This window comes from Pedobacter psychrodurus, from assembly GCF_032678585.1.
GTDB lineage: Bacteria > Bacteroidota > Bacteroidia > Sphingobacteriales > Sphingobacteriaceae > Pedobacter > Pedobacter psychrodurus_A.
This window is the reverse complement of sequence record NZ_JAVTSN010000006.1, coordinates 101347-124692: the sequence shown is the minus strand read 5'-3', so window position 1 is coordinate 124692 and position 23346 is coordinate 101347. Positions and strand designations below refer to the sequence as shown.

Annotated in this window: 24 protein-coding genes; 11 read left to right on the top strand and 13 right to left on the bottom strand. The window is 39.4% G+C overall.

The window, feature by feature from the left end; all coding sequences use genetic code 11:
• Position 1: 1 nt before the first annotated feature.
• The 4 genes from R2S57_RS05895 to R2S57_RS05880 form a co-directional block, all read right to left on the bottom strand.
• On the bottom strand, positions 2–1117 hold the full coding sequence (locus R2S57_RS05895; RefSeq protein WP_316844140.1) for an imelysin family protein: 1116 nt from the start codon (positions 1115–1117) through the stop codon (positions 2–4).
• A gap of 75 nt (positions 1118–1192) precedes the next feature.
• A complete protein-coding gene (locus tag R2S57_RS05890) occupies positions 1193–2290 on the bottom strand; it encodes a DUF4856 domain-containing protein (RefSeq protein WP_316844139.1) in 1098 nt (365 codons plus the stop codon).
• Between the two features lie 91 nt (positions 2291–2381).
• Positions 2382–3005 carry a response regulator transcription factor gene (locus R2S57_RS05885; protein ID WP_316844138.1) on the bottom strand — a complete coding sequence of 208 codons (624 nt, stop codon included), beginning with the start codon at positions 3003–3005 and terminating at the stop codon, positions 2382–2384.
• A gap of 275 nt (positions 3006–3280) precedes the next feature.
• Entirely contained in the window at positions 3281–3919 is a 639-nt protein-coding gene (locus R2S57_RS05880) for an NAD(P)H-binding protein (protein WP_316844137.1), read from the bottom strand.
• Between the two features lie 284 nt (positions 3920–4203).
• Between R2S57_RS05880 and R2S57_RS05875 the strand changes: the two genes are divergently transcribed.
• The gene (locus R2S57_RS05875; RefSeq protein WP_316844136.1) at positions 4204–4887 is read left to right on the top strand and encodes a lipid-binding SYLF domain-containing protein; all 684 of its coding nucleotides are present in this window, start codon (positions 4204–4206) and stop codon (positions 4885–4887) included.
• A gap of 129 nt (positions 4888–5016) precedes the next feature.
• Positions 5017–5658, top strand: coding sequence for a DUF5710 domain-containing protein (locus tag R2S57_RS05870; RefSeq protein ID WP_316844135.1), 642 nt, complete (start codon positions 5017–5019; stop codon positions 5656–5658).
• A gap of 119 nt (positions 5659–5777) precedes the next feature.
• Here the strand turns inward: R2S57_RS05870 and R2S57_RS05865 are convergent, their stop codons facing one another.
• Both R2S57_RS05865 and R2S57_RS05860 read right to left on the bottom strand, forming a co-directional pair.
• Entirely contained in the window at positions 5778–6653 is an 876-nt protein-coding gene (locus R2S57_RS05865; protein WP_316844134.1) for a DMT family transporter, read from the bottom strand.
• The gene (locus R2S57_RS05860; RefSeq protein ID WP_316844133.1) at positions 6653–7198 is read right to left on the bottom strand and encodes a GNAT family N-acetyltransferase; all 546 of its coding nucleotides are present in this window, start codon (positions 7196–7198) and stop codon (positions 6653–6655) included. Before R2S57_RS05860 ends, R2S57_RS05865 begins: the two co-directional genes overlap by 1 nt.
• Positions 7199–7270: 72 nt before the next feature.
• On the opposite strand from R2S57_RS05860, the gene R2S57_RS05855 reads away from it, so the two are divergent.
• Positions 7271–8146: a LysR substrate-binding domain-containing protein gene (locus R2S57_RS05855; protein ID WP_316844132.1), complete on the top strand. Its 876-nt coding sequence runs from the start codon at positions 7271–7273 to the stop codon at positions 8144–8146.
• A gap of 73 nt (positions 8147–8219) precedes the next feature.
• Here R2S57_RS05855 and R2S57_RS05850 read toward each other — a convergent pair whose 3' ends face one another.
• The 7 genes from R2S57_RS05850 to R2S57_RS05820 form a co-directional block, all read right to left on the bottom strand.
• Positions 8220–8816, bottom strand: a complete 597-nt coding sequence (locus R2S57_RS05850) for a GIN domain-containing protein (RefSeq protein WP_316844131.1) — start codon at positions 8814–8816, stop codon at positions 8220–8222.
• 996 nt (positions 8817–9812) lie between these two features.
• Complete coding sequence (locus tag R2S57_RS05845; RefSeq protein WP_316844130.1) at positions 9813–11363, bottom strand: DHA2 family efflux MFS transporter permease subunit; 1551 nt, start codon at positions 11361–11363, stop codon at positions 9813–9815.
• 517 nt (positions 11364–11880) lie between these two features.
• On the bottom strand, positions 11881–12495 hold the full coding sequence (locus tag R2S57_RS05840) for a pyridoxamine 5'-phosphate oxidase family protein (protein ID WP_316844129.1): 615 nt from the start codon (positions 12493–12495) through the stop codon (positions 11881–11883).
• Between the two features lie 23 nt (positions 12496–12518).
• Positions 12519–13502, bottom strand: a complete 984-nt coding sequence (locus R2S57_RS05835; protein ID WP_316844128.1) for a type I glyceraldehyde-3-phosphate dehydrogenase — start codon at positions 13500–13502, stop codon at positions 12519–12521.
• A 76-nt stretch (positions 13503–13578) separates the two neighbouring features.
• Positions 13579–14445, bottom strand: a complete 867-nt coding sequence (locus tag R2S57_RS05830; protein WP_316844127.1) for an alpha/beta hydrolase — start codon at positions 14443–14445, stop codon at positions 13579–13581.
• Between the two features lie 5 nt (positions 14446–14450).
• On the bottom strand, positions 14451–14990 hold the full coding sequence (locus R2S57_RS05825) for a carboxymuconolactone decarboxylase family protein (protein ID WP_316844126.1): 540 nt from the start codon (positions 14988–14990) through the stop codon (positions 14451–14453).
• Positions 14991–15196: 206 nt separating this feature from the next.
• On the bottom strand, positions 15197–16060 hold the full coding sequence (locus R2S57_RS05820) for an AraC family transcriptional regulator (RefSeq protein WP_316844125.1): 864 nt from the start codon (positions 16058–16060) through the stop codon (positions 15197–15199).
• Between the two features lie 300 nt (positions 16061–16360).
• Here R2S57_RS05820 and R2S57_RS05815 point away from each other — a divergent pair, with 300 nt between their 5' ends.
• The 8 genes from R2S57_RS05815 to R2S57_RS05780 all read left to right on the top strand — a co-directional run bounded on the left by R2S57_RS05815 (position 16361) and on the right by R2S57_RS05780 (position 23072).
• Positions 16361–16771, top strand: a complete 411-nt coding sequence (locus R2S57_RS05815; protein ID WP_316844124.1) for a nuclear transport factor 2 family protein — start codon at positions 16361–16363, stop codon at positions 16769–16771.
• Positions 16772–16779: 8 nt separating this feature from the next.
• Positions 16780–17562, top strand: a complete 783-nt coding sequence (locus R2S57_RS05810; RefSeq protein ID WP_316844123.1) for an MBL fold metallo-hydrolase — start codon at positions 16780–16782, stop codon at positions 17560–17562.
• A gap of 299 nt (positions 17563–17861) precedes the next feature.
• Positions 17862–18359: a quinol:electron acceptor oxidoreductase subunit ActD gene (locus R2S57_RS05805; protein ID WP_316844122.1), complete on the top strand. Its 498-nt coding sequence runs from the start codon at positions 17862–17864 to the stop codon at positions 18357–18359.
• Between the two features lie 46 nt (positions 18360–18405).
• Positions 18406–19680, top strand: coding sequence for a quinol:cytochrome C oxidoreductase (locus R2S57_RS05800; RefSeq protein ID WP_316844121.1), 1275 nt, complete (start codon positions 18406–18408; stop codon positions 19678–19680).
• A 48-nt stretch (positions 19681–19728) separates the two neighbouring features.
• Positions 19729–19929 carry a hypothetical protein gene (locus tag R2S57_RS05795; RefSeq protein ID WP_316844120.1) on the top strand — a complete coding sequence of 67 codons (201 nt, stop codon included), beginning with the start codon at positions 19729–19731 and terminating at the stop codon, positions 19927–19929.
• Positions 19930–20134: 205 nt separating this feature from the next.
• Positions 20135–21565 carry a PLP-dependent aminotransferase family protein gene (locus R2S57_RS05790; RefSeq protein WP_316844119.1) on the top strand — a complete coding sequence of 477 codons (1431 nt, stop codon included), beginning with the start codon at positions 20135–20137 and terminating at the stop codon, positions 21563–21565.
• A 116-nt stretch (positions 21566–21681) separates the two neighbouring features.
• Positions 21682–22143, top strand: a complete 462-nt coding sequence (locus R2S57_RS05785) for a DUF983 domain-containing protein (RefSeq protein WP_316844118.1) — start codon at positions 21682–21684, stop codon at positions 22141–22143.
• Positions 22144–22199: 56 nt separating this feature from the next.
• Positions 22200–23072, top strand: a complete 873-nt coding sequence (locus R2S57_RS05780; RefSeq protein ID WP_316844117.1) for a helix-turn-helix transcriptional regulator — start codon at positions 22200–22202, stop codon at positions 23070–23072.
• Positions 23073–23346 lie beyond the last annotated feature (274 nt).

Here is a 23346-nt window from a genome sequence, read left to right as displayed (position 1 = left end):
ATTAGTCTCCGTCGTTGTCGCCATAGGTGATTAATATGCCCAGCGATGAGGTCATATCCGTTTTAAGCAAAACCGTTAATTTTTGCAGTTCGGTATACACCGCTGTTACCGCTGCCGGCGTATTGGTTATCTGTGTGGATAATGGATCGGTTAAGGTCTGAACTTTAGCAATGGCTACCGTAAACTGATTTTTTATGGCATCGTTCAAAGAACCGCCATTGTATTTGGCATTGGCCTGTATCAGGTAGTCGTCGAAACCACTGCCATCTTTACCGAGGTAAACATTTTGTAAGGCCTGTAAGTGCAATAGCACGAGTTGTGCCGATATTTTTGAATAGTAAGCCTCAACTTTCTGCGGAAAGGTATTGCCCATCGACTGTACTCCGGCCGGAACACCAACCTGATAATTTTTCAGTGTTTCGTAATCATAAACAATCTGGTTAATCAACTGTCCGGTAGAACTACCCACATCAGTGCCCGTTGCATTGATGAAAGTGTTTTTATAAGTGCCATTCCAGGCATTCAATACTGTTGATGCATTGGTTTTCATTTCGGTAGCCAGGCTGGCCAGATAAGTTTTCCTGTTGGTTGCCTTGCTATCGCTGGTATATTGAACAAGTATTGCCGCATTGTCTGTACCTGTGCCAAACAACAGGTAATCAAGGGCAGGCAGACCTTTTGCCGATAGGTTAGCCAGTAAAAGCGGATTGTATATGCCTGAGTTCACATTGGCGTTAATTTGGTTCACATCGGTAGGGTAGGTGTTTGTGTTTACGCGAAGACCTACATCACCCGCTGGCCCAAATTCGTATATGGAAGTAGATTGCCATTGTTTATATGCGGCCTTGAAAGCATTTTGTAATGTGGTCAATTTAGCCAGGTCTGGTGCCCCATTAAAGGCAGTTACTGCAGCATCCAGGCTTACTGCGGAAGCCAGGTAGGCCGTATACGCTGGGATAATCATGTTGGTACTCATGTTGGTTAGCATAGCCTTACGGTCGAAGGAAGAACCTTTGTCGCCCGTTCCGTTATCATCGCTGCTTGCTGATTTTTTGCAGGATTGAACCAATATAAATGCCGATAGGGCTATAACGGCCAGATAGATAATTTTGCGCATAATATTTAACATTAAAACCACCCCTGCTTTAATAGCATGGGTGGTTAATTTATGATTGAATGATTAATCTTTTGTTTATAGGATATCTTTTACATCCTCAAAATTGTATTGTTTGGCAACAGCATCCCTTATGGTATTCACATCGGTTAGCGTCAGATCATAAAAACTTTTTGGGAACAGGGCCAGCAGAGTTGTAATCTGTGCATCGGTAGTAATCCTTTTTGGATTGTATTTAATCGAGTTCACAAAACCATATAGTTCAGATACACGGCTGTTTCTAAGAATATTGTCGTTTATTGACTCTTTTGCCTCTTTTACTTCCTGTAAAGCAGCGGCTCCAGTTAGTCTTTCCATCGTAGTGAGGATAATATTGGCCTGTGCCACAATTGTTGGTTTATCTTTAGCGCTGATGGCTGCCCTTCCTTTTAAGAAAGCGTCCATCAGGATTTTATTGGCCTTAAAACCATCATCAACCTGTGTGCTGTAGCTGCCCCAAAGTTTAGCGCCAACTTTATTGGTCGGGAAATCGATAGGTACGCCCCAGTAACCAAAGGCCAGATCCCAAGCATGTTCCAAGGCAGTTGAACCGTTTACAATGGTGGTATTGTCGATAGTTTGGTTCGCAGCGGCGTTCATTGTGGTTACAATCTGATAAGTAATCAAACCGCCCATTAAACCTTTGTTAAATACTTGCGCGTAGTTTACGCCAAGACTGGTTAGTGCATATTTCGATGCGGCATTCGCCGAACTTGCTGCTACACCAGCTACACCTCTGCTTGCAGGGGTAGAAGCTACTGCATTTACTTTACTTAGCGAATCGATCGCGCTCAGTACATCTATTTTATAAGCTGCGGCAAACTGATCGTTAAGCTGTAATCCTGAGGTATTATATGCAGCTGTGGCAAATGGTGCATTGGTATTGGTCAACATTGCTTTTGCCTTTGCACCGTCAAAAGTACCTGTCAGGGCATTTTTCATCAGGTTCGATATTTCGGTAACCATGCCCAGACGGGTAGTGGCATCAGCAAAATTGGCATTGGCAAAATTATAGGTAGTAGGTACGGTATAAACAGGTGTAGGTTCTTCTGGTATAGGTGAATCTGATTTTTTGCAGCCCGCCATAAACAGGAGTACCGCTGAAGAAAGGATGATTGCCGTAAAGGACTTTTTCATATCGTTGCTGATTAGTTTAATTTTATGGCTCAAAATTAGAACGGACAGCACAGGCAATCAATACCCCCTCGGGGGTATATTTATAATTGATCTAAATAAAGATATCGTTTAGGTAACTTAAAATCAGGATCAGTTCGGAGGCATGTTTGAAGGTAAAACCCAACTTTTTGATGATGTTTTTGCGGTGTGTTTTTATGGTGTGTACACTCAAAAATAGCTTAGCGGCAATGTCCTTATTGGTCATCCCATCGGCTATAAGCTGTACAATTTCCACCTCCCGGTAAGAAAGATTGGGTTCTATGCCATGAAAAGGATTAACAGCATCCCGGCCACGTATGGTTTGTAAAGTTTGTTCACAATAAAAACGCTCTCCTTTGGCTGTTGCATAGATGGCCTGAATAATTTCATCGCGACTGCATCTTTTGAATACCAAATTCCTCGCGCCTTTATTGATGAGTTCTAGAATATGGTCTCTGCTTTCTTTGTTGGAGAGTAAAAGAACCCGAGAGTCTTCCAAATGAGGATAAACAAGAGTGCCATCGCTAAAATCGTTGTCCATCAGGATTACATCAGGCTTAAGGTCTTTTACCAGTTTCAGCAGTGTGGTAATGTTTGATGCCTTGCCGGCATTAACGATATCGTCAACTGTAGATAAAATAGATACCAGGCCTTCTTGGGTAAGGATCTGGTTATCTGCAATTACTACGTTGATCATTGTTGTTATTTAGACTTTGTATAAACAAAATTAAGCAAATTATATGTCCATTGGAAAATTGTAATAGTATTAATAGGGTTTAATAAAAAAACTATGGTTTTTCCTTTGTGGCAATACGTGAGAAACGACTAAGGAGTTGCCTCAGTAATTTTTTTCTTGATCAGTTTGATCAACAGATCAGGTTTGTCGGTTTTATGGAGTAATTTGGTTATGGCTGGGAAATAAAATTTCCAATGTAATTGTTTAGAGAAATGGTTTAATCGATAATTTTTCTCTTAAAATCTGAAAATATCATCTAATTCTACAATGTGTTTCCCATTTGAAAGACTGTTTGGGGCTTTGGCCAGTTTTTCGGCCAGCAAGGAAGTGGGGAGGGGCTTGAATTTTTTGATCAAACCTAAAGCGTTCAGGAATTTTAACACACCAGCCGATATCTTTTCACCCAGCCGATCAGAGTCTTTTCGCAATAATAATCCTGGTCTGAAAATGATGTACTGATCCAGGGCCAATTTTGAAATATCCTCTTCCAGCTCACCCTTTAATTTAGAATAAAATACTTTGCTGGTGGAAGAGGCACCATAAGCAGATAATAAAACTACCCTGGTCATATGGTTTCTTTTGGCAATCTCTGCAAATTTAAGTGGTATGGCATAATCGATATGCCGCTGTTTATCTTTTGATCCAGCTGCTTTTAGTGTGGTGCCAAGGCATATAAACAATACATCGCCATTAATCTGTGCGGATACTTTTTCCAGATCATCAAAATCAGTCAGAATTTCTTCCAGTTTGGGATGGGTGATTTGAGTAGTACGGCGTACAAATATGACAACCTCTGTATAGGTGTTATCCTGCAACAATACATTCACAAGGTCTTTTCCGGTAGCACCCGTGGCTCCGATGATCAGCGCTTTCATATTTTTTCTTTTAAAATTACCTAAATAAATGTTTAGTCCCTTTAGAAGGTTTTAAGTTTGTGGATCTTGATTACTCGTTAGGTTAACGAAGATAAAAAGTAAAGTTCAATCTACCTGGATTTGCCCCAAGGTTCTACCGGTCGTTATGCTATTTAAGCCATGTAAGGTAAAAATTAATCATCCGAATATCAAAAAAACGTTGCCCTGTATCATCTTTCACATCTATCCGTTTATAGAATGTTGCGGCGGTTTAAGTACCCCTGGCAACTTTATAAACCCAAAATATGAACTTTATTAAAACAATCAAATTAAAAATTACGGCATGTATATGCCTTGCATTATTAATCACTTCTGGCGCATTTGCACAGGATAAGGAAGCGAAAAGAATAGAAACGGCTACAGTAGCGCTTTCTGATTTTGGCAAAATGAAAGAATCGATCCCAGCTGAACTGTTGGCTGTTACTCAGGGAATTATTGTTGTGCCCAAACTGATCAATGCCGGTTTCGTTGTTGGCGGAAAAAGAGGCAGGGGAATCGCCATGATCAAAAAAGCCGACGGTAGCTGGAGTAACCCGGTATTTGTAACCATTACTGGAGGAAGTTTTGGTCTGCAGATCGGTGTTCAATCCGTAGAGCTGGTATTGGTTTTTAAACACAGCACGAGTTTAACCGATATCAAAAAAAGTAGTTTTACGCTTGGTGGCGATCTATCGGTAGCGGCGGGTCCGGTGGGCCGGAGTTCTTCTGCCAATACCGATTATAAGCTGGATGCCGAAGTTTATTCTTACTCACGCAGTAAAGGTCTGTTCGCAGGACTTTCTTTAAATGGTGCTTCTTTGGATGTTGATGCAGCAGCAAATAAAGCGTTTTATGGAAAAGAAATTAGTGCAAATACTATATTCAGTGCCGAAAACAGTACGGATGCCAAAGTGAAGGAATTAAAGGCAAGTTTGACATTAATGAAATAACAATAATAAATTAAATTGTGATCGGCGGTTTTCGGAGTACAGCACCGATCACAATTTTTAGTATAACATTCTCCTTGATTTAGGAATATGCAGATTTTGATTATTTTTGCTTAGCAAGCCTAATCTAAAATGCCTTATATTCTCAACGTTCCTTTTGCCGATAAAGACGAGGCCAAATCCCTCGGCGCCTATTGGCTTAACGAAATCAAAAAATGGGTTATTCCCGATCATCTTACTGATGTAAACCGTTTTGCCAAATGTATCCCGGCCGGGCGTTTAGATTGTATTATCCGGAAACCTTATTTACTGGCCTTCGCCAATAGAAACTGTTGGAAATGTGGACAAAATACGCCTGTTGTAGCTCCGGCAGCCACAAATTATTACCATCTGGAACAGGTGGATGAAGACGATCCCGATAATGAAGCTGTAATATGGGTAAAAGGTGAAGACCCTACCTTGTTCAGTTATGTTCAAAGTGCTGATCTTGCTGCGATGGAGTATTTCAAGAAAGTGCAGCCACAGTTTAAATATACTTTTTCAAAAGCCATTCAATCTTCCTATTGGGCAAATACCTGCAAATCGTGTGGGGTTTTACAGGGTGATTTTGAATTGCACGATGAACCTGGTGGTCCGTTTTTCCCTATTGTTTACGATCCTGTTGATATTAAGATTGTTTCCTTCGAACTCGAATATGATTACGCGATTGAAGGAGAATATGGCGGACAACAGTTTGAAGAAATGGATTTTTCTTCATTTTTACAACGGATATAATCTGGGTTAAGCGTATGATAAATTCAGATCGTTTAAATTTGGCATTCCTTCGACAGGCTCAGCATAACAATTTTTAATGCTGAAGATTGTTTTGTTCCCGATAAATGGATAACCAGATCCTAAGTAACATTTGCAACCCGCCATTTTAGTTTAATTTCGGAAACAACAGTCGCCATAAAAATCAAACCTCCACCAATCAAAAGTCGCGAGGAAATGTGTTCACCCAATATAAAATGTGCGGCGAATGCTCCAAAAACCGGTTCGAAAAGGTAGATAATAGACACCCTTTCCGCGCTGATGTATTTTTGCGATATATTGGATATGGTGTACATATAAGCTGTGGAGAATATGGCGCAATAGAGGATACCCATCCAGAAAATATTTCCCTGAGGAACCCAAATGATGTTTTCCTGGCTCAGGGTTAATAAAAATGTCAATAGGGCACAAGTTGCAAACATGGGAACAATGGTTGGGATAATATTCCGGGTTTTTGATTCTCTTTCAATCTGGATTAAATATACTGCAAAGAAAAATGCACCGGTAATGGTGTAAAGGTCGCCGATACCAATGTTAAAGTTTTCTTTAATCGAGATTACCGATAAACCAATCAACGCAACAACTGTAGCCAGCCATATTTTCAATGGCGCCGCCTTTTTGTAAATGATCAACTTAAAAACAGGAATCATCACTACCGTAATACCGGCTACAAACGAACATTGTGAGGCCGAGGTATGTGTAATGCCCAATGTTTGTAAGTAAATACCAAGCATTAAAGGAACAGCCAGAGCCGCACCAGTTTTAATTGAGTTTATATTCAGTGTTTTTACATATTTCCAGAAAACAACCGATAAAACCATTGTGGCCAACAGAAAGCGATAGAACAGAAATAACGCAGATTGATTTTGGCCGATGGCGAGTTTGGTTACCGAAAAGGAAATGCCCCAGAAAGCAGTGCCTAGTATAAGGAGCAGAAGAAAAGTATTTCTTTTTTCCATTATGATACTTCTGATTCGTTAGGCGCTACCAATACTTTTTTCATCAACAGGTCTGTTTGCTCATCGTCACCCAGCCAGAATTTATGTTTGCTAAACGGCTCAAAACCGTTTTTTGTATAAAATTTGATGGCCCTCTGGTTTTCTTCCCATACGCCCAGCCAAACATAACTGGCCTGTATTTTATGCGCAATTTCGATGGCTTTTTGATAAAGTAACTGACCCACTTTCTGACCATGGAATTCTTTTTTAACATAAATCCGTTCAATTTCCAGCGCATCCAGATCCAGTTTTTCGGTTTGGGCCTGGTTCAGGTTAATTTTTAGATAACCGATCACATTTGCATCAAGGATGGCAAAATAAATTTCTGAATATTGATTACTCAGTTCTTCAGTCAACTTAGCTATCGAAAAGCTCTCCTGAAGGTATTTTTGCATGTTTTCTACACTATTGAGTTCAGCAAAGGTTTGTCCGAATGTTGTTCTTCCGATATCCTGAAGTTTGAGTACATCCTGAAGTGTTGCCCTTTCGATTGCGATATTTTCCATGGCACGAATGTAATCACTTATTAAATGTATTAAAATGCTATTTATTCATTTATTAATGCATAAATTGCATTAATGGATTTACAGCGGATTAAGTATTTTTTGGCCCTGTCGGAGCAGCTTCATTATTGGAAAACAGCAGAAAAGGTAAACATTTCCCAGTCTGCACTAAGCCGCCAGATTCAGTCGCTGGAAAATGAGCTGGGTCTGCAACTGTTCGACCGCAATAAAAGAAATGTAAAACTCACACCCGCCGGTCAGTTTTTAAAGGAGAAATGGGAAGTCGAGCTGAGTGAGCTCGAATATATTCACCAGTTTGCCAAGCAGATCCATTTAGGCGAACGTGGTGCCATCACCATTGCTCATCCCGATTCGATATCGGCTTCCATTATGCCCGATATTCTGGTAAAGATCAGTGAGGTATTTCCACAGCTCCAGATTAAACTGGTGCAGGTTTTATACGAAAATCAGCTCGATTTTCTTAAGAATTATAAGATCGACCTGGCCATTAACAGTGAAGCAGGCATAAAATCCAGAAAGTTACACTCAGATCATTTGGCTTTGGTGGTTCCGGAAGAACACGATTTAAAAGTATTCGGTGATTTATCGGCTGAAAGCCTTAAAAAGGAAAAGTTCATTTTACCAACCAAGGATGAGGGGAGCAGTTATAGCGACATTATCCATTCGTTGTTTAGGTCGTATGGTTTTGTTCCCGATGCATTTCTGCACTCCGAATTCGGATCAACCATTATTGCACTGGTAAGAAGAGGACTTGGGATCGCCATTTTACCCGATTCTTATCTGCATCACGAAAGTCCTGGTTTACGGTTTATTTCTTTGCCTTTTAAATCCGATATATTTATCAATTGGCGGGCCGACGATCATAACCCTGTGCTTGGTAATATTTTAAATCTTCTGTTTGAGCATTATGGAGAGCATGAGGCACTATAAAATATCGAAACTGTGTATAAAGAAAAAAGGCGGTAAAATTGCTTTACCGCCTTTTGGTGCATATTATACTGGCTTATTTAGCCAATGAAGCTGTTTGCACGGTAGCTTCTGGAGTGTTCAGCTCAGTTTTCAAGGCTGAAAACCGATCTAAATCTAATTTTTGTGTTTTACCCATTACCAGGCTGTGGTTTTCTGTAGAACCGCTTAATTTCAGGTCAGAATGATCTTCAATTACAGTATATAAACTTTCTGTATTTGAGTTGATTTTAGCAACGGCGTTTTCTGTTAAAAATACCTGAAGGTATTTGACATCCAGTTTGCCTTCTGTTTTTACCACCGCATCATCTGATGCCTGTATACGGTATATGTTTTTTACGTAAACGGTAATTTTAGCCAAGGCTTTATCTTCCGAACTGATTTTTAAGCCAGAACCATCTTGCATCACTTTTACTTTACCGGTATTGTCGTCGTTATAACTTACACCTTCTGTTCCGTTCTGGATCAGTGTCACTTCTACATTTCCACTTACGATTACTTTAGAGATACCGCTTGGTGCAGTGATTTTAACAGGTTGTTTTTCATTTGCCACTACATTGGAAGCGAAGATTGACGAAGTTAAAACGATAACTGCGAATACTGATGTTGCTAGGGTTTTGATTGAGGTTTTCATAATGCTGTTGTTTATATTTTTATATAATGTTTTTGTGATTGTTTTGATAATGAGACGCAGGCAGGGGCAAAACGTTGCAGCGCTTATTCGTGCTTTATACCAACAGCGCTTAATTCTCGACCAACGGGTTTTATAAATCGGCCAAAATCGGTTCATTATAACTGGAGAATAGGGGCATGAGAATAATTTTAAATCTATTATTTTTGGAGCGCAGGACCTGTACAGCTATTTGGGTTTGTTCCCGTGCTTCGCTGTATCCCTCGCTGCGCTTTGGGGATGAAGCTGCACCCGGGGCTAAGCACGACCTTTCTGCAGGGAATCCGATGCAAAGTCGCTAGTTAATTTTCTCCTGCAGTATCTTTTGTTCCCTAAACCTTATTGTAGCGGTTATCCTTTTTGCTGCAGGGCCGATCATCATATACTTACGATCGCAAAAAGATAATAGCGGAAAGAAGGGCTGCCGCAACCGAAGAGCGCTACACCTGCTTTACAAAAAAGACATAATACATTTTAAGTTTATCCTTTTTTGGAGCGCAGGACCTGTACAGCTATTTGGGTTTGTTCCCGTGCTTCGCTGTATCCCTCGCTGCGCTTTGGGGATGCCGCTGCGCCCAGGGCTAAGCACGACCTTTCTGCAAGGAATCCGATGCAAAGTCGCTAGTTAATTTTCTCCTGCAGTATCTTTTGTTCCCTAAACCTTATTGTAGCGGTTATCCTTTTTGTTGCAGGGCCGATCATCATTTACTTACTGTCACAAAAAGATAAGAGCGGAAAGAAGGGCTGCTGCAACAGAAAAGCAATGAACCTGCTTTACAAAACAAGGCATTATATATATATAAGTTTATCATTTTTATAGGAGCGCAATGACTGTGCAACTATTTGGGTTTGTTCCTGTGCTTCGCTGTATCCCTCGCTGCGCTTCGGGGATGCCGCTACGCCCGGGGCTATGCACAATCTTTTTTGCAAGAAATCTGATGCAAAGCTGGCTGTTAATATTTAGTGATCTCCTCCGGCCACTACAACTGGTTTTGTTTTATCTCTTTTGGCTACCAATATCAATAACGGAATGACGATCACGAAAAAAAGTCCGATTAAGAAATAGCCATCGAGATAACTTGCAAAGGATGATTGTTTAACCACTACTTTTTCCATTAACATCATGGCCTGTTGTTTCGAATCATTCCAGGTGTGTCCTTTCTGGTGAAACGCATTGGTATAAGCATTGATACGGCTCACAGCGGCCTCATTATAGGGATTGATATTCGATATCAGGTCGGTTCGGTGTGCAGCTACCCGTCTGGCAATGTAGGTATTGATGATCGATATCCCGAATGATCCACCAAGCTGACGCATCATATTATTAAAAGCTGTACCCTGGGGAATATCCTTAGCTTCGAGAGAAGAAACGGCAAGTGTGCCCAGTGGAACGGTTAACAGCGCCATACCCAGGGCCCTGAAAATTAAATTTCCGGTAATGGATGCAGCGCTCGAATCGAGATTTATGCCAAACATGGAATAGTTGAAGTAGATAAAAGATAAAAAGCCGAAGAAGATAATAAGGGCTGGCGAAACACCCTTTTGAAGCAATTTACCCGAAGCAACAAGTGCCAGAACGGCTAATATCGAGCCCGGTAACAACATCAAGCCTGTTTGTGTGGGCGTAAAACCAAGGATACGCTGGGCAACCACAGGAGTAAGATATATAGAAGTGTACATCCCGATGCCGGTAATAAAGGTAAGAATGGCCGCTACACTGAGTGATCGGCTTTTCAAAATCCGCAGATTGACAACCGGATTATCCACCTTTAATTCCCATAAAATAAAACTGGTGAGACTTACTACGGCTAAAACCGTTAAAAATATAATATAACCTGCATCAAACCAATCGTCGGTTTCGCCACGCTCGAGTACGGTTTGTAGGGCGCCCACGCCAATGGCCAAAAGTGCAATGCCAAGCCAGTCGATTTTTCGTTTTCCTGTACTTATGATGGGTTCCATCAATAAAAAATAACACGACACAGCGGCTGCAATACCCAAAGGAATGTTGATGTAAAAAATCCAGGGCCAGGAGAAATTTTCGGTAATAAAACCGCCAAGGGTAGGTCCGATTGTAGGGCCTATAAAAATTCCTATGCCGAACAAAGCTGCTGCAGTGGCCTGTTTTTCTTTTGGGAAAAGCTCGTAAACCACTACCGCCGAAACCGAAAGCAACGCCCCGCCACCCAATCCCTGAAAAAACCTGAAACCCACTAGTTCCCAGATGTTTGTGGCATTTCCACACATAAAAGAACAAAAAGTGAAGAGAATGATGGATCCGATATAATAGTTCCGCCTCCCCAAATTGGTCGTCAGAAAACTGGTCATTGGGATAATAATTACGTTGGCAATGGCATAGGAGGTAATCACCCAGGAGGTATCTTCGAGTGTTGCGCCAAGGTTTCCACTCATATAGTTTAGGGCCACGTTTACAATAGAGGTATCAATAAGCTCCATGATCGCCGCTGCAATTACCGTAATCAACAACATGATTCGTTTTAATCCATTCATCGTTTTGTTTGTTCTTATTTTTATACCAATCGGTATTTTTTAATTTAAAATTTTTTATGCCTTTATTTCATCAAAAAAAAATGTTGCATGCTATCCAATGTTAAACCCGTCTTTTCATATTCTAAAATCTTTTCCATATCATTCGCTTTTTTTCACTCGGGGCGAAATGTCGGGTTGATTTATAAAGAGTAGTATTCATGCTACGAATATACCGATTGGTATTTATTTGCTGCCTGGCTGGAATAAATATTACCGTTGCGTGGCAGAAATTAATTACGAAGAGGTTTTTTAATAGGAAGGTCAGAGATCTTTTGTTTTCGCTGTTAATCCACATTATTCTTTTGCATTCTGACGCAAAGTTAAAGTAATTGTATTATTTTTGTTGCACATGAATTGATCGTCTATCCATTCACTGTAAATAGGTCTGTTTAACTTGTGATGACTTTAAACAGAAAGAGGGCGAACATGATGAATGTTTGCCCCTTTTTTTTCTAAAAGATAATGTTGATGCACCGTATTATTGTTTGCTGAGTTTTTCCTTTAAGGCCTTAATTTCCAATTCTAAGGTTGTAATGTATTGTTTTTGAGGTTCAAATAACTCTTGTATTTCAGCTACGCTGTATTTAGGGCTAATGTGCTGCGGACAATTCCAATCGTATGCCTTGATATGAAAAACCATCATCCTTTCGGGTTTAAACTTATAATCTTCGGGTTTAAGAAGATCGTACAGCTTATGATTTTCATCAATTTCGACGATCTCTGCCTCTGCATAAATTTTTAACCTTGCCCGAAGTGGATAGGAGAGTAAAATGAGCGAAACTTTTGGGTTTTTAGAGATATTACCAGTGGAAATATATTGACGGTTGCCAATAAAATCGACAATCCCAATGGTGGCCTTATCGATCACTTTGATAAAACCTTTCGGTCCGCCACGGTGCTGGATATAAGGATACCCGTTTTCGCCAAAGGATGCGATGTAAAAACTATCGAGATGCGCAATAAACTCTGCTTCTGAATCCGTTAGGCCATCAACGTAGCTCATTTTCTCCATTCTTTCATAACTGAGCCTGCTGCCCAATCTTTCCTGCAGTTTTTTAATGGCACCTGTAAATGCCAGTTCCGAATAGTTCATCTTCGTTGGGTTTAGTTCATTAATTAAAGAGACTGGATTTGCCTGATCATTTGATTGGTAAATCCCCATTCATTATCATACCAGGCCATTACTTTAACCAGGTCGCCATCTACTACCCGCGTCATTTCCAGATCTACAATCGCCGCAAAAGGGCTTTTTATAATATCGGTCGAAACTAAAGGCTCGTTGCTTGTACTGATTACGTTTTGATATCTTTCAGTAGCGGCTTCTTCGGTTAAAATGCTATTGATTTCATCTATAGTAGTTGGCCGTTCGGAAATAAAGGTAATATCAGAAATTGAACCTATTGGCACGGGCACACGGATGGCTACTCCATCAAATTTACCTAAATATTGTGGTAATGCCTTGGTGGTGGCAATGGCTGCGCCAGTTGCAGCAGGGGCAAGGTTCATTCCTGCTGCTCTGCCCATCCTTGGCTCTTTTTTAGAGGGGGCATCAACCAGTGTTTGTGATGCGGTATAGGCATGGGTAGTATTTAATATGGCCTTTTTGATTCCTATCCTTCGCCCAATAATCTCTATAATTGGACTGATGTTATTGGTTGTACAACTGGCGCAAGAGAAGATATTTACTTTGCCATCCTCTGTATTTACGCCATGTACCACCGTTGGCGTATCTTTGGTTGGTCCCGAAATAACCACAAACCTTGCGCCGGCAGCGATGTGTTTTTCTGCATCTGCCTTATTTGTAAATACTCCCGTGCTTTCTATAAGCACATCCACATTCAATTCTTTCCAGGGCAAATCATTTATTTCTTTAAGGGAAGTATATCTGATCGCTTGATCATTAATGTAAATAACATTGTCTTTATGGCTGACTTCTTTTTCATAGGTTCCATAAATACTATCATGTTTTAACAGGTACACTGCGTTTTCGATGCTCATTAAATCGTTTATGCCAACTGGCCGAAGATCTTTAGTTTCTAAAATCACTTTTAGTGCTGCTCTTCCTATTCTGCCCAGGCCATTAATTGCTATATTTTTCATTTTCTGATTTTTTTAATTCATTTTATTAATTAAAACTGCAGGCTAATCCATTTCGCCTGCAGCATTATAATTTCTGTTACTTTACTACTTTTCTGGCCAGGAAATCGCTTATTAATACTGCGATTTCCGTTCCGTGACTTTCCAATGCGAAGTGCCCGGTTTCGAAAAGATGGAATTCGAGGTTTTTAAGATCTTTTTTAAATGCTTCGGCACCTGATCCAGGAAATATATAATCGTTTTTACCATATACAATCAAGGTTTCAGGCTGGTATTTTCTGAAATATTCCTGCCATGACGGATAGAGTGGCACATTGCTTTGGTAATCATAGAACAGCGCAAGTTGAATAGCGCCGTTTTCAGGTCTGTCCAGGTGGCGGAGGTCGATTTCCCAATTATCTGGCGAAATCACGCTTACATCAGGTACGCTATGGGTGTATTGCCATTTAAGGCCATTTTCGTCGTGAAATCCGCGAAGGGATGTTTCAGCTTCTTTGTTATTAATGTCTTTCCAGTAAGCTTTAATCGGATCCCAGAAAGTTTCAAGTCCTTCCTCGTAGGCACAACCGTTCTGAATGATTAACGCATCTACTTTTTCAGGGCTGGCACTGGCTATTCTGAAGCCAACCGGTGCGCCATAATCCATTAGGTAAAGACTGTATTTATTGATATGCAGTTCTCCTAAGAGTGCGGTCACAATTTTGGCGAAATTATCAAAGGTATAATCGAATTTGGCAATTGGAGGTTGTTCACTTCGGCCGTAACCAGGGTAATCTGGAGCAATTAAATGGTATTTGTCTGAAAGATCGTTAATCAGGTTCCTGTACATGTGGGATGAAGTTGGATAGCCATGTAATAACACCAATGTTGGTTTGTTTTTATCGCCGGCTTCCCTGTAGAAAATATCCACTCCCTGGATTTTTCTGGTATGATAAGTTGTTTTCATGATGGTTAGTGAATTGGTGTAATTTTTGGAAAATCGATGTCGGTAGCCGCAACAACATTGATGTAATTGGTATAAATACTCAGCGAAACCTTGGCTACGATTTCGATAATTTCGGCTTCATTGTAGCCTGCATTTTTGATTTGTTCGATAGACTCATCGCTAACGTGACCCCTTGAGTTCAGAATGTCTTTTGCAAATACCAGTGCTGCATTGATTTTTGGGTCTGTTGAAGTTCCTTTTCTAGCGTTACTGATTGCATCAGCATCTAATCCGATTTTGTTGCTCACATAGCTGTGCGCAGCATTACAATAGTTACAGCCATTTTCGTTTGCAACGGTTAAAGAAATTAACTCTCCGAGTTTACCGCCAATTGTAGCGCTGTTTAAGGCAGCACTAAATGCTAAATATCCATTTAATGCCGCGGGAGAATTTCCCATTGTTCTCATCATATTCGGAACCATTCCCATTTTACCTTTAACAGATTCGAATAGTTCTTTGGTTTTTCCGGTAGCTTCTTCCGGATCAATTGCTTTTAAGCGTGCCATAATTTTATTTATTAAATTGTTCTGCAATATTTTCATATTGTTAGTACAAATTTGCACCGAAAAACAAGGCTGCTGATAGGCAGCTTTTCCCGAAGAGTTGGCATTTTTTCCTTTATGTTTAAAAAAGGATCGAATGCGCTGGGAAATGGAAAAAAAAGAGCATGGCAATGCCCCTGAAGAGAACTTTAAAAGAGGGGAAGGGAAGTTTAATTTTGAAGCATGGCATTTTTTTCGCGGTATTGCACCGGAGATATGCCTTCTTTATTTTTAAAAAACCTGCTAAAGGTTTGGATATCTTCATAGCCCAACTCATAAGCAATTTCTTTAATCGAAAGGTTGGTGTAATTGATCTGTAACCGTGCATGGGCCATAATCCTATCGTGGATAATGTTTAATGGCGCACGCTGAGAAACAATAGAGAATAAATTAGAAAGGGTTTTAGGCGATTTATTCAGCTTCGAAGCGTAAAAAGCAACGTCGTGGTGTTTGGAAAAGTGGCCTTCTACGAGGTAATTAAATTCTCTGATAATATCGGCCTGACTGTTTTCCAACTTGTTTAAATTGGTCGATTTTCTTAAAATTCGTACGGATAGGATCAGCATCCGTTTAAGCATGGATTGTAACATGTCTTTTTGAAGAATATCATCCTGTCCCATTTCTCTCATGAAAATGTCCCATGAGATTTCAAAATCCCTAACAATCTGTTCATCCACTGTAACAACAGGTACGCCAGTTGCCCCAAAAAACAAGAGCCCTTTACTTCCCACCTCATTATCATGGTTAATAATGCAAAAAAATGATTGATTAAAGCGCACCATTCTTGCCGTATCAACATCAATAGCATCAATTTTATGAAATTCGGTCAGAAAGATGATTTCATTTCTCAAAAGGTGGTACGGAACTTTGTCAACTGTAATATTTAGCTTCTCACCAGTATTCCAAATAAAGGTCATATCTGTTTCCCGAACATTAAAAACGCTGTTTTGGTTTTCCTTGTTCAGTTCAGTCACACATAGAAACTCATTTGAGTTATTTTTAAAAACCATGGTTGTAATACGATCTGTTTCCAAATATAAAGCTGTTTTAAGTCTCAAGCAAGGAGTCTTTACCCAAGATGTGCTTAATTTCTTTTTACCATCCCTTCTTCACCTCAATAACCATTATAGTTGTTTTATAAATGTCGTGCTGGTGACAAACCGGATGTGTATTCCGCATGATCTTTTCTTTGAAAAAAACGAGTTAACTATAGCTTTTAAGGCCTTAATGGTATTATTCAACTTCGTTGTGGTACTTTTTGCTGTAAATTTTAAAATAAATTTTATTTCATCAAACGTTGAGTAATTTTAGGTAAAAGTTGAAAACAAAAAGACATGGAAAAGAAATTCCCTTTACCACCATTTACCCGCGAAACCGCAATAGAGAAAGTACAATTGGCAGAAGATGCCTGGAACAGCCAGGATCCCGTTAAGGTTTCGCTTGCTTATACCGAAAATACGGAGTGGCGAAACAGATCCGCGTTTATCAATGGGAGGGAAGCCGTTGTTGAATTTCTTTCAGGAAAATGGGAAAAAGAGTTACAGTATAAACTCAAAAAAGAGCTTTGGGCTTTTACCGATAACCGAATTGCCGTGAGGTTTGAATACGAATACTGCGATGTTAACGCACAATGGTACCGTGCTTATGGGAACGAAAATTGGGAATTTGATGAAAATGGCCTGATGCAAAAAAGATTTGCAAGCATCAACGATCTTCCAATACAAGAAGATGAACGTAGATTATAAATATAAATATGGAACATACAGCAGCACTGAAGGTCACCTATCTTAATGGGCCTACAGCAATTATAGAAATATCAGGTTTAAGGTTTATCACTGATCCTACTTTCGATCCTTCAGGAACAGTATATCCTTTGGGAAAAGACCTCACGGTAAGCAAAACAAAAGAACCTGAAAATTTTGATATTGGAACGATTGATTTTGTCTTGCTCAGTCATGATCAGCATTACGATAATTTTGATATGGGCGGTCGGGAATTCGCCAAGGGTATGAAACAGGTTTTCACCACCGTAGCGGGTGCGCAAAGAATGGGCAAGAATGTTACCGGTTTAGAAACCTGGGGAAGTGTATCTGTAGATGCACCCAATGGAGATAAAATAACGATAACAGGCACCCCTGCACGTCATGGTCCTGCGGGAATCGAAGAAATTTCGGGTCCGGTAACGGGTTTCGTACTCAGCGTAACAGGAAGTAAAAATTTCGAAATTTACATTACCGGCGATACGGTATATTATCAGGGCGTGGCTGAAGTAGCCAAAAGATTTAAACCCAGTTATGTGTTTATATTTGCAGGAGGAGCCCAACCCAGAGGCCCGTTTAACGTAACGATGGGTACAAATGATGCTATTGATACCTCAGCTGTTTTTCCGGATGCAACGATAATTCCCTTGCATTACGAAGGATGGTCGCATTATACCCAGGGGGGTGATGTGCTTAGCCAAACTTTTAAAGCACTCGGAATAGCCAGCCGCTTAAAGCTGCTTCAGTCTGGAATAACCGAAAATCTGGCGGTTTAAACGAAATATAAGCATTATAAAAACAGGCAATCTCCATACAGATTGCCTGTTTTATTTAGGGAAATACCGTTCTGCTATAATCAGCTGACATCCTGTTGTAGAGAGGACATCATTGATCGCAATAAAAAAGCCAATACTTCTTTGTGATTAACACGATCTTTTTTGACATGGGATCAGAGATAGTAAAACTTTAGCATCTGATATGCTTTTTTAGTTAAAATCTGCATCTGTTTTCGCTATATCTTATAAGATAATTTTGTGGTCTCATTAAAAAAACATTGATCCATAAATATCCTGATATGCGAAAAAATAAATCCATCCTCATGCATTTTGAAAGTGAGCATGATTTACTGCATGGTATTGATGTGCTGCAACAATATAAAATTTCCATTAATGAGGTTTATTCTCCAAAAAATATCCGTGGACTGGATCAAAAATTGAAAATAAAGGAAATTAAAACGGGGCTGGCCATTTTAAAGTTTGGTTGTTTGGGGGGCGCGGCGCTTAGCACCTTCTTGTATTACATCTTGCAACATGGCATTACCTTCAGTTTGGATAGCGAAAGCCTTATGGGACTGATGTTAAATTTGGTTGTTATGCTGGTTACTTTCGTATTGGCCATGCAGCTGTTTCCGGCAAAAGCCCCAAAATTATTCAAGATAAAATCACGCGATCATCGCTTCCTTGTGGTCATTAAATCAAATCATGTTACCTCCGACGAAAATGTCAGTAACCTTTTAAAATATTCGGAAGCGGTTGAATTAAGCCCTTCGATAAAAGACATGATCGCTTCTTGATAAGCCAGAAAATAAAGATCTATTATTAATTTAACACAATTTACAAATGATAACACCCCCTAATTTTGACCAGCAGTATGTATTTAAAGGAAAGGTAAAGGCCTGGAGTATGGCAATGGTAGCTGTTGGCATAATGGGTATCCTATATGGTTTTGCATCAGGCGGTGGCGAGCGTACCTTCGCGAACTTATTGCTTATGGCCTATTATTTTGCCGGCATATGCATTTTTGCAGTATGTTTTTGTGCCATGCAATATGTTGCGCAAGCAGGCTGGTCGGCATCTATTGTACGGGTACCACATGTTTTTGCCAAAATGCTGCCCATAGTGGCCGTTATATTACTTGCCGTAATTAGCGCAGGGATTTTTTTTACGCATACCAGCCTGAATGAAGAAGGAAAAGAAGCGGTTTTGCCTTACCTGTACAAAGTTTGGTCGGCCCATGGTGTTACAACCCCTGGTAATGTGCATTATGATGCCATAATTGCGGGAAAATCTACATTTCTCAATATCCCTTTCTTTTTTATCAGGTTATTTTCTTACTTGACTGCCTATAGTTTTATGGGTTGGTTATTTGTGAAATACTCTGCAAATGAAGATCAGGTAGGTGGTTTAACTAACCATAGGAAAAGTTTTAAGCTGGCCTGCATATTTTTGGTTGTTGTTGGCTTTACCATTCCATTGTTTGCGTTCGATACAGTAATGTCGTTAGAGGCGCACTGGTTTTCTACCCTTTTTGGATGGTATAATTTTATCGGATTTTTTGTAACCGGTATGGTTGCAATTACCTTAACGATTATTTATCTGTATGAAACAGGCTATTTAAAATGGGTAAATGAAAGTCATTTGCATACCTTAGGTATCCAGATATTCGGTTTCTCAATATTTTGGGCTTATCTATGGTTTGAACAGTTTCTCCTTATTTATTATTCCAACATTCCTGAAGAATCGGTCTATTTTTATAAAAGACTGGAGCCACAGTTTAATAGCTGGTTTTGGCTAAATATGGTAATCAATTTTATTGTTCCTGTGTTTGTGCTGATGTCGCGCGATGCCAAAAGAAAAATCAAGATTTTAAAAATTACCTGTATTATCCTTGTTGTTGGCCATTGGCTGGATTACTGGGTCATGATTATACCCGGAACCAGTGGCGCACAAAGCGAGCATTGGTATTCGGAAATTGGCTTGATTGAAGTGAGTACTTTCCTGGGTTTTGCAGGGCTTTTTATTTATTTAACCTTAAATACCTTAAGCAAATTTAAGGCACTTGCGCCCAAAAATCACCCCATGCTGCAAGAGAGCCTTGAGCATCATGCGGGTTAAGATTATCCCGCAAAATAATCCTAAAAATTACATACAAACAGAAATATCATGTTAGAAATTGCTTTTATTTTCGCTATATATTCTATAGTGAGTTGCTTTCAGTTGGCAGCAGGAATGCTTGCTTTGCGGATTGGCAAAAGTTTTTGGATCTGGTTCTGGATTTCCCTCTTTCTGCCCATAATATCTTTGTTTATGCTGATATGGATGTGGGATGATGAAAAAGTAAAAGAAATGGGAACTTCCTGGTAAGATATAATGGAAATTGACCACCGAAATGCTTCTGTTTAAATTGGATCAACCAAAAAGTTGTCTTATTCATCGTATTTTATCTGCAAGCCTTTAGCTTTATAGGAATTATTGTTAAATATTAGGGAAATTGAGCCAATCATTATTTGATTTTTTAACATCAAATTTGTTTGTCTAAAAAAACAATAGGGAAGCTAAGCTTGATAGAATGAAACAAGGACAGGGTATTTTTAGGTATGAAGAAATTGCCAGGAAAATTGAAGCAATTGTAACCAGTTTAAGCTTAAAGGCTGGCGATCGGCTCCCTTCTGTACGCAAGATATGCAGGGAATTACAGGTAAGTGCAACTACCGTATTCCATGCCTACACCATTTTGGAAAATAAAGGACTCATCATTTCGCGTGCGAGATCCGGCTTTTTTGTAAGTAGTACATTGCATGGTATTTTAGCGACAAAATCAGCAGAAAAATACATTCCCTTACCCTATCAGGTAAGTTTAAATAACTTGATAGGGAACATGCAGCGGAATATAAGTACGTTCGGATTGGTCAACTTTTCTATTGTGGCTCCGGTAAATGAACAATTGCCCATTTCTGCTATGAGTAAATGTATCCGGGAGGCTCTTAAGGATATTAACGGTCAAAGTTTTCAATATCCATTGATAGAAGGGCATCCCAGACTGGTAGAACAGATTGTTAGAAGAACTTTTGATTGGGATGCGACGCTTGCTATGGACGATATTTTGGTCACAAATGGTTGCATTGAAGCCATTAATCTTTGTTTGGATGCTGTTGCCAGGCCCGGAGATATCATTATTGTTGAATCGCCAGCCCCATATGGTATTCTTCAAAGTTTGGAAAGCAGAAAATTACTTGCGCTCGAAGTACCTGTAACGCCAGCGCATGGTATAGATCTGGAACAATTGGAAATAGCGGTTTCAGCACATAAAGTAACGGCATGTGTAATCACTACGGTTTGTGGTGTGCCGATTGGAGGTTCGATGCCAAAAGAGAATATCATCAGGCTATTGGAAATCTTAGGTAAATATAAAATCCCTTTAATTGAGGATGATGCATTGGGCGATTTAACATTTGAACATCCACGGCCCTTGCCCGCAAAAGCTTATGATAAAGAAAACCAGGTGCTTTACTGTACGTCTTTCTCTAAAACGCTTGGCTCTGGTTTCAGGATTGGCTGGGTTTCGGGAGGGCTTTTTCATGAAGAAGTGAAACGTTTAAAATACACGGCCAATTTTTTTACAAATGGTATTTTACAAGATGCAATAGGTAGGTTTTTGCAAATCGGTCAGTATCATGTGCATTTGAAGAAAATGAAAAGTGCCATTCAGAAAAATTTATTGCGCTATCTCCAATCCATTTATAAATATTTCCCTGCCGAAATTAATATCTCCAATCCAAAAGGTGGATTTAGCTTATGGATTGAACTACCAGCTAAAATAGACGGACTGGAACTCACCAGGCGTGCTTTAAAAGAAGGCATTGGGATTTTTCCAGGACAGGTGTTTTCTACTTCAGGGAAGTACGATAATTACATCAGAATCAATTATTGTCCTATTTGGAACACAAAGATCGATCGGTATTTAAGTAAACTTGCTTTACTGATCAAAAATTACAAATAATCGTATTGGCGAACGTTCATTCATATTTGATTAGCCCTAAATAATACCATTAATAAGTTGATTGATACAATAATTAATCTGCGCCTTGTTTTTACCTTTGGTAAAGGAATTTTATTATGGAAAACAGCACTAACAATCAATTTTCAGATTTGAAATTAAGTCATGAAAAACATACTGTATCTCAATGGAGTGGTTTTGTGCATTCTAAATGCCCGAGATGTAGGATGGGATCGGTTTTTACCGGGGCTGTTTATGGATTGAAAATTCAAAAGATGAACGAAGTGTGTAAAGTGTGTGCCTTAAAATTTGAACGCGAACCCGGATACTTTTATGTGGCCATGTTTGTAAGTTATGCCATGAATGTTGCAGAAATTATTTCGATCAGTGTAGCCGCTTATGTTCTAGGCCTTGATATTGTTTATGAAAACCTATGGTATTTCGTATTTGTGATCTTCACTGGCGTAGCCTTGCTTTCGCCCTTTAATTACAGGTACTCCAGAATGGTATTGTTGTATTGGCTTTCTCCCGGGTTACACTATGATCCTTCAAGAATTGGCGACAATACAAACGGAAAATAATTTCTATTTGAGGAGCTTTCTTAAATTGATTAGATTCGCAATACTTAAATTTGCGAATGAAAGAAGTTATACCTATTCTAGATTCTTGTACCATAACCGATAACGAACGGGGTGATATTTTAGTTGATCGGTTAAATCATTATTTGGATACACACAAAAATCTCGTTTTTCCACATCGGCATACGTTTTATCATTTTGTGGTTTTTACTTCTGGGGCTGGCAGGCATTCTATCGATTTCAATAAATATGAGGTAACCCCATGGCAGATTTATTTTATGTCGCCCGGACAGGTGCACACCTGGGATTTTAACGATGATGTAGATGGCTATATTGTTAATTTTGAAAAGGATTTTTTCCAATCATTTTTGCTAAAACCAGATTATCTGGAAAGTTTCCCCTTTTTTTCAGGTACCGATAATTCAAATGTTAAAGCAATACCCCGTGAAGTTAGGGCAGATGTAGAGATCATTTGTAAACAACTGTATAGCCAGGTTAATACGGTACAAAATAAAAATATCGATTTTCAAAAAGTGCTGTTACTTTCGCTGCTCATGTTGGTAGAGCAACATATGGCAGTTACGCAGTTACCACAGTTCCAAACGCACAATATGGTGGTGTTGCGTAATTTTCAAAAGCTGGTAGAAGAAAATTATCTCGTGAAACGGATGCCCAAAGATTATGCAGAAATGCTGTTTATAACACCAAATCACTTAAATGCAATTTGCAAGGAACTTATTGGGGCACAGGCAGGAGAGGTGATCCGGGAGCGGATTTTACTTGAAGCCAAACGTCTGTTAGTGAGTGGAGAAGTAAATATTTCCCAAATCGCAAACGAACTAAACTTTAATGATAATTCCTATTTCACCAAGTTTTTTAAAAAATATTCAGGTTTAACACCCGAGCAATTCAAAAGAGATTATGCCATGTAAACGCTTATTCTTTTAGCTTATAAATTACTTTTATTGATCTATTTCATGATCAAAATCGTCTTTTTCTTATGCAACCGGAAATAATATTGGACGCCTAGATTTTTTTTCAGGATTTCGATATCAATAACTTTACCCTGGTTGCCAAGGTTATCTTCTATTTGGTCGCCTATTTTAATGGCGTTAAGTATTCGGCTGGAGCTATGTCTGTTAATCTGCATGTACGCAATTTAACAGCCTGCCATTAACAGGCTGTTAAGCTGATATAAAAGAATTT

Bases quoted from the DNA above. Each gene is read 5' to 3' on its own strand.
- R2S57_RS05895 (WP_316844140.1), bottom strand. From the start codon at position 1,117: ATGCGCAAAATTATCTATCTGGCCGTTATAGCCCTATCGGCATTTATA.
- R2S57_RS05890 (WP_316844139.1), bottom strand. From the start codon at position 2,290: ATGAAAAAGTCCTTTACGGCAATCATCCTTTCTTCAGCGGTACTCCTG.
- R2S57_RS05885 (WP_316844138.1), bottom strand. From the start codon at position 3,005: ATGATCAACGTAGTAATTGCAGATAACCAGATCCTTACCCAAGAAGGC.
- R2S57_RS05880 (WP_316844137.1), bottom strand. From the start codon at position 3,919: ATGAAAGCGCTGATCATCGGAGCCACGGGTGCTACCGGAAAAGACCTT.
- R2S57_RS05875 (WP_316844136.1), top strand. From the start codon at position 4,204: ATGAACTTTATTAAAACAATCAAATTAAAAATTACGGCATGTATATGC.
- R2S57_RS05870 (WP_316844135.1), top strand. From the start codon at position 5,017: ATGCCTTATATTCTCAACGTTCCTTTTGCCGATAAAGACGAGGCCAAA.
- R2S57_RS05865 (WP_316844134.1), bottom strand. From the start codon at position 6,653: ATGGAAAAAAGAAATACTTTTCTTCTGCTCCTTATACTAGGCACTGCT.
- R2S57_RS05860 (WP_316844133.1), bottom strand. From the start codon at position 7,198: ATGGAAAATATCGCAATCGAAAGGGCAACACTTCAGGATGTACTCAAA.
- R2S57_RS05855 (WP_316844132.1), top strand. From the start codon at position 7,271: ATGGATTTACAGCGGATTAAGTATTTTTTGGCCCTGTCGGAGCAGCTT.
- R2S57_RS05850 (WP_316844131.1), bottom strand. From the start codon at position 8,816: ATGAAAACCTCAATCAAAACCCTAGCAACATCAGTATTCGCAGTTATC.
- R2S57_RS05845 (WP_316844130.1), bottom strand. From the start codon at position 11,363: ATGAATGGATTAAAACGAATCATGTTGTTGATTACGGTAATTGCAGCG.
- R2S57_RS05840 (WP_316844129.1), bottom strand. From the start codon at position 12,495: ATGAACTATTCGGAACTGGCATTTACAGGTGCCATTAAAAAACTGCAG.
- R2S57_RS05835 (WP_316844128.1), bottom strand. From the start codon at position 13,502: ATGAAAAATATAGCAATTAATGGCCTGGGCAGAATAGGAAGAGCAGCA.
- R2S57_RS05830 (WP_316844127.1), bottom strand. From the start codon at position 14,445: ATGAAAACAACTTATCATACCAGAAAAATCCAGGGAGTGGATATTTTC.
- R2S57_RS05825 (WP_316844126.1), bottom strand. From the start codon at position 14,990: ATGGCACGCTTAAAAGCAATTGATCCGGAAGAAGCTACCGGAAAAACC.
- R2S57_RS05815 (WP_316844124.1), top strand. From the start codon at position 16,361: ATGGAAAAGAAATTCCCTTTACCACCATTTACCCGCGAAACCGCAATA.
- R2S57_RS05810 (WP_316844123.1), top strand. From the start codon at position 16,780: ATGGAACATACAGCAGCACTGAAGGTCACCTATCTTAATGGGCCTACA.
- R2S57_RS05805 (WP_316844122.1), top strand. From the start codon at position 17,862: ATGCGAAAAAATAAATCCATCCTCATGCATTTTGAAAGTGAGCATGAT.
- R2S57_RS05800 (WP_316844121.1), top strand. From the start codon at position 18,406: ATGATAACACCCCCTAATTTTGACCAGCAGTATGTATTTAAAGGAAAG.
- R2S57_RS05795 (WP_316844120.1), top strand. From the start codon at position 19,729: ATGTTAGAAATTGCTTTTATTTTCGCTATATATTCTATAGTGAGTTGC.
- R2S57_RS05790 (WP_316844119.1), top strand. From the start codon at position 20,135: ATGAAACAAGGACAGGGTATTTTTAGGTATGAAGAAATTGCCAGGAAA.
- R2S57_RS05785 (WP_316844118.1), top strand. From the start codon at position 21,682: ATGGAAAACAGCACTAACAATCAATTTTCAGATTTGAAATTAAGTCAT.
- R2S57_RS05780 (WP_316844117.1), top strand. From the start codon at position 22,200: ATGAAAGAAGTTATACCTATTCTAGATTCTTGTACCATAACCGATAAC.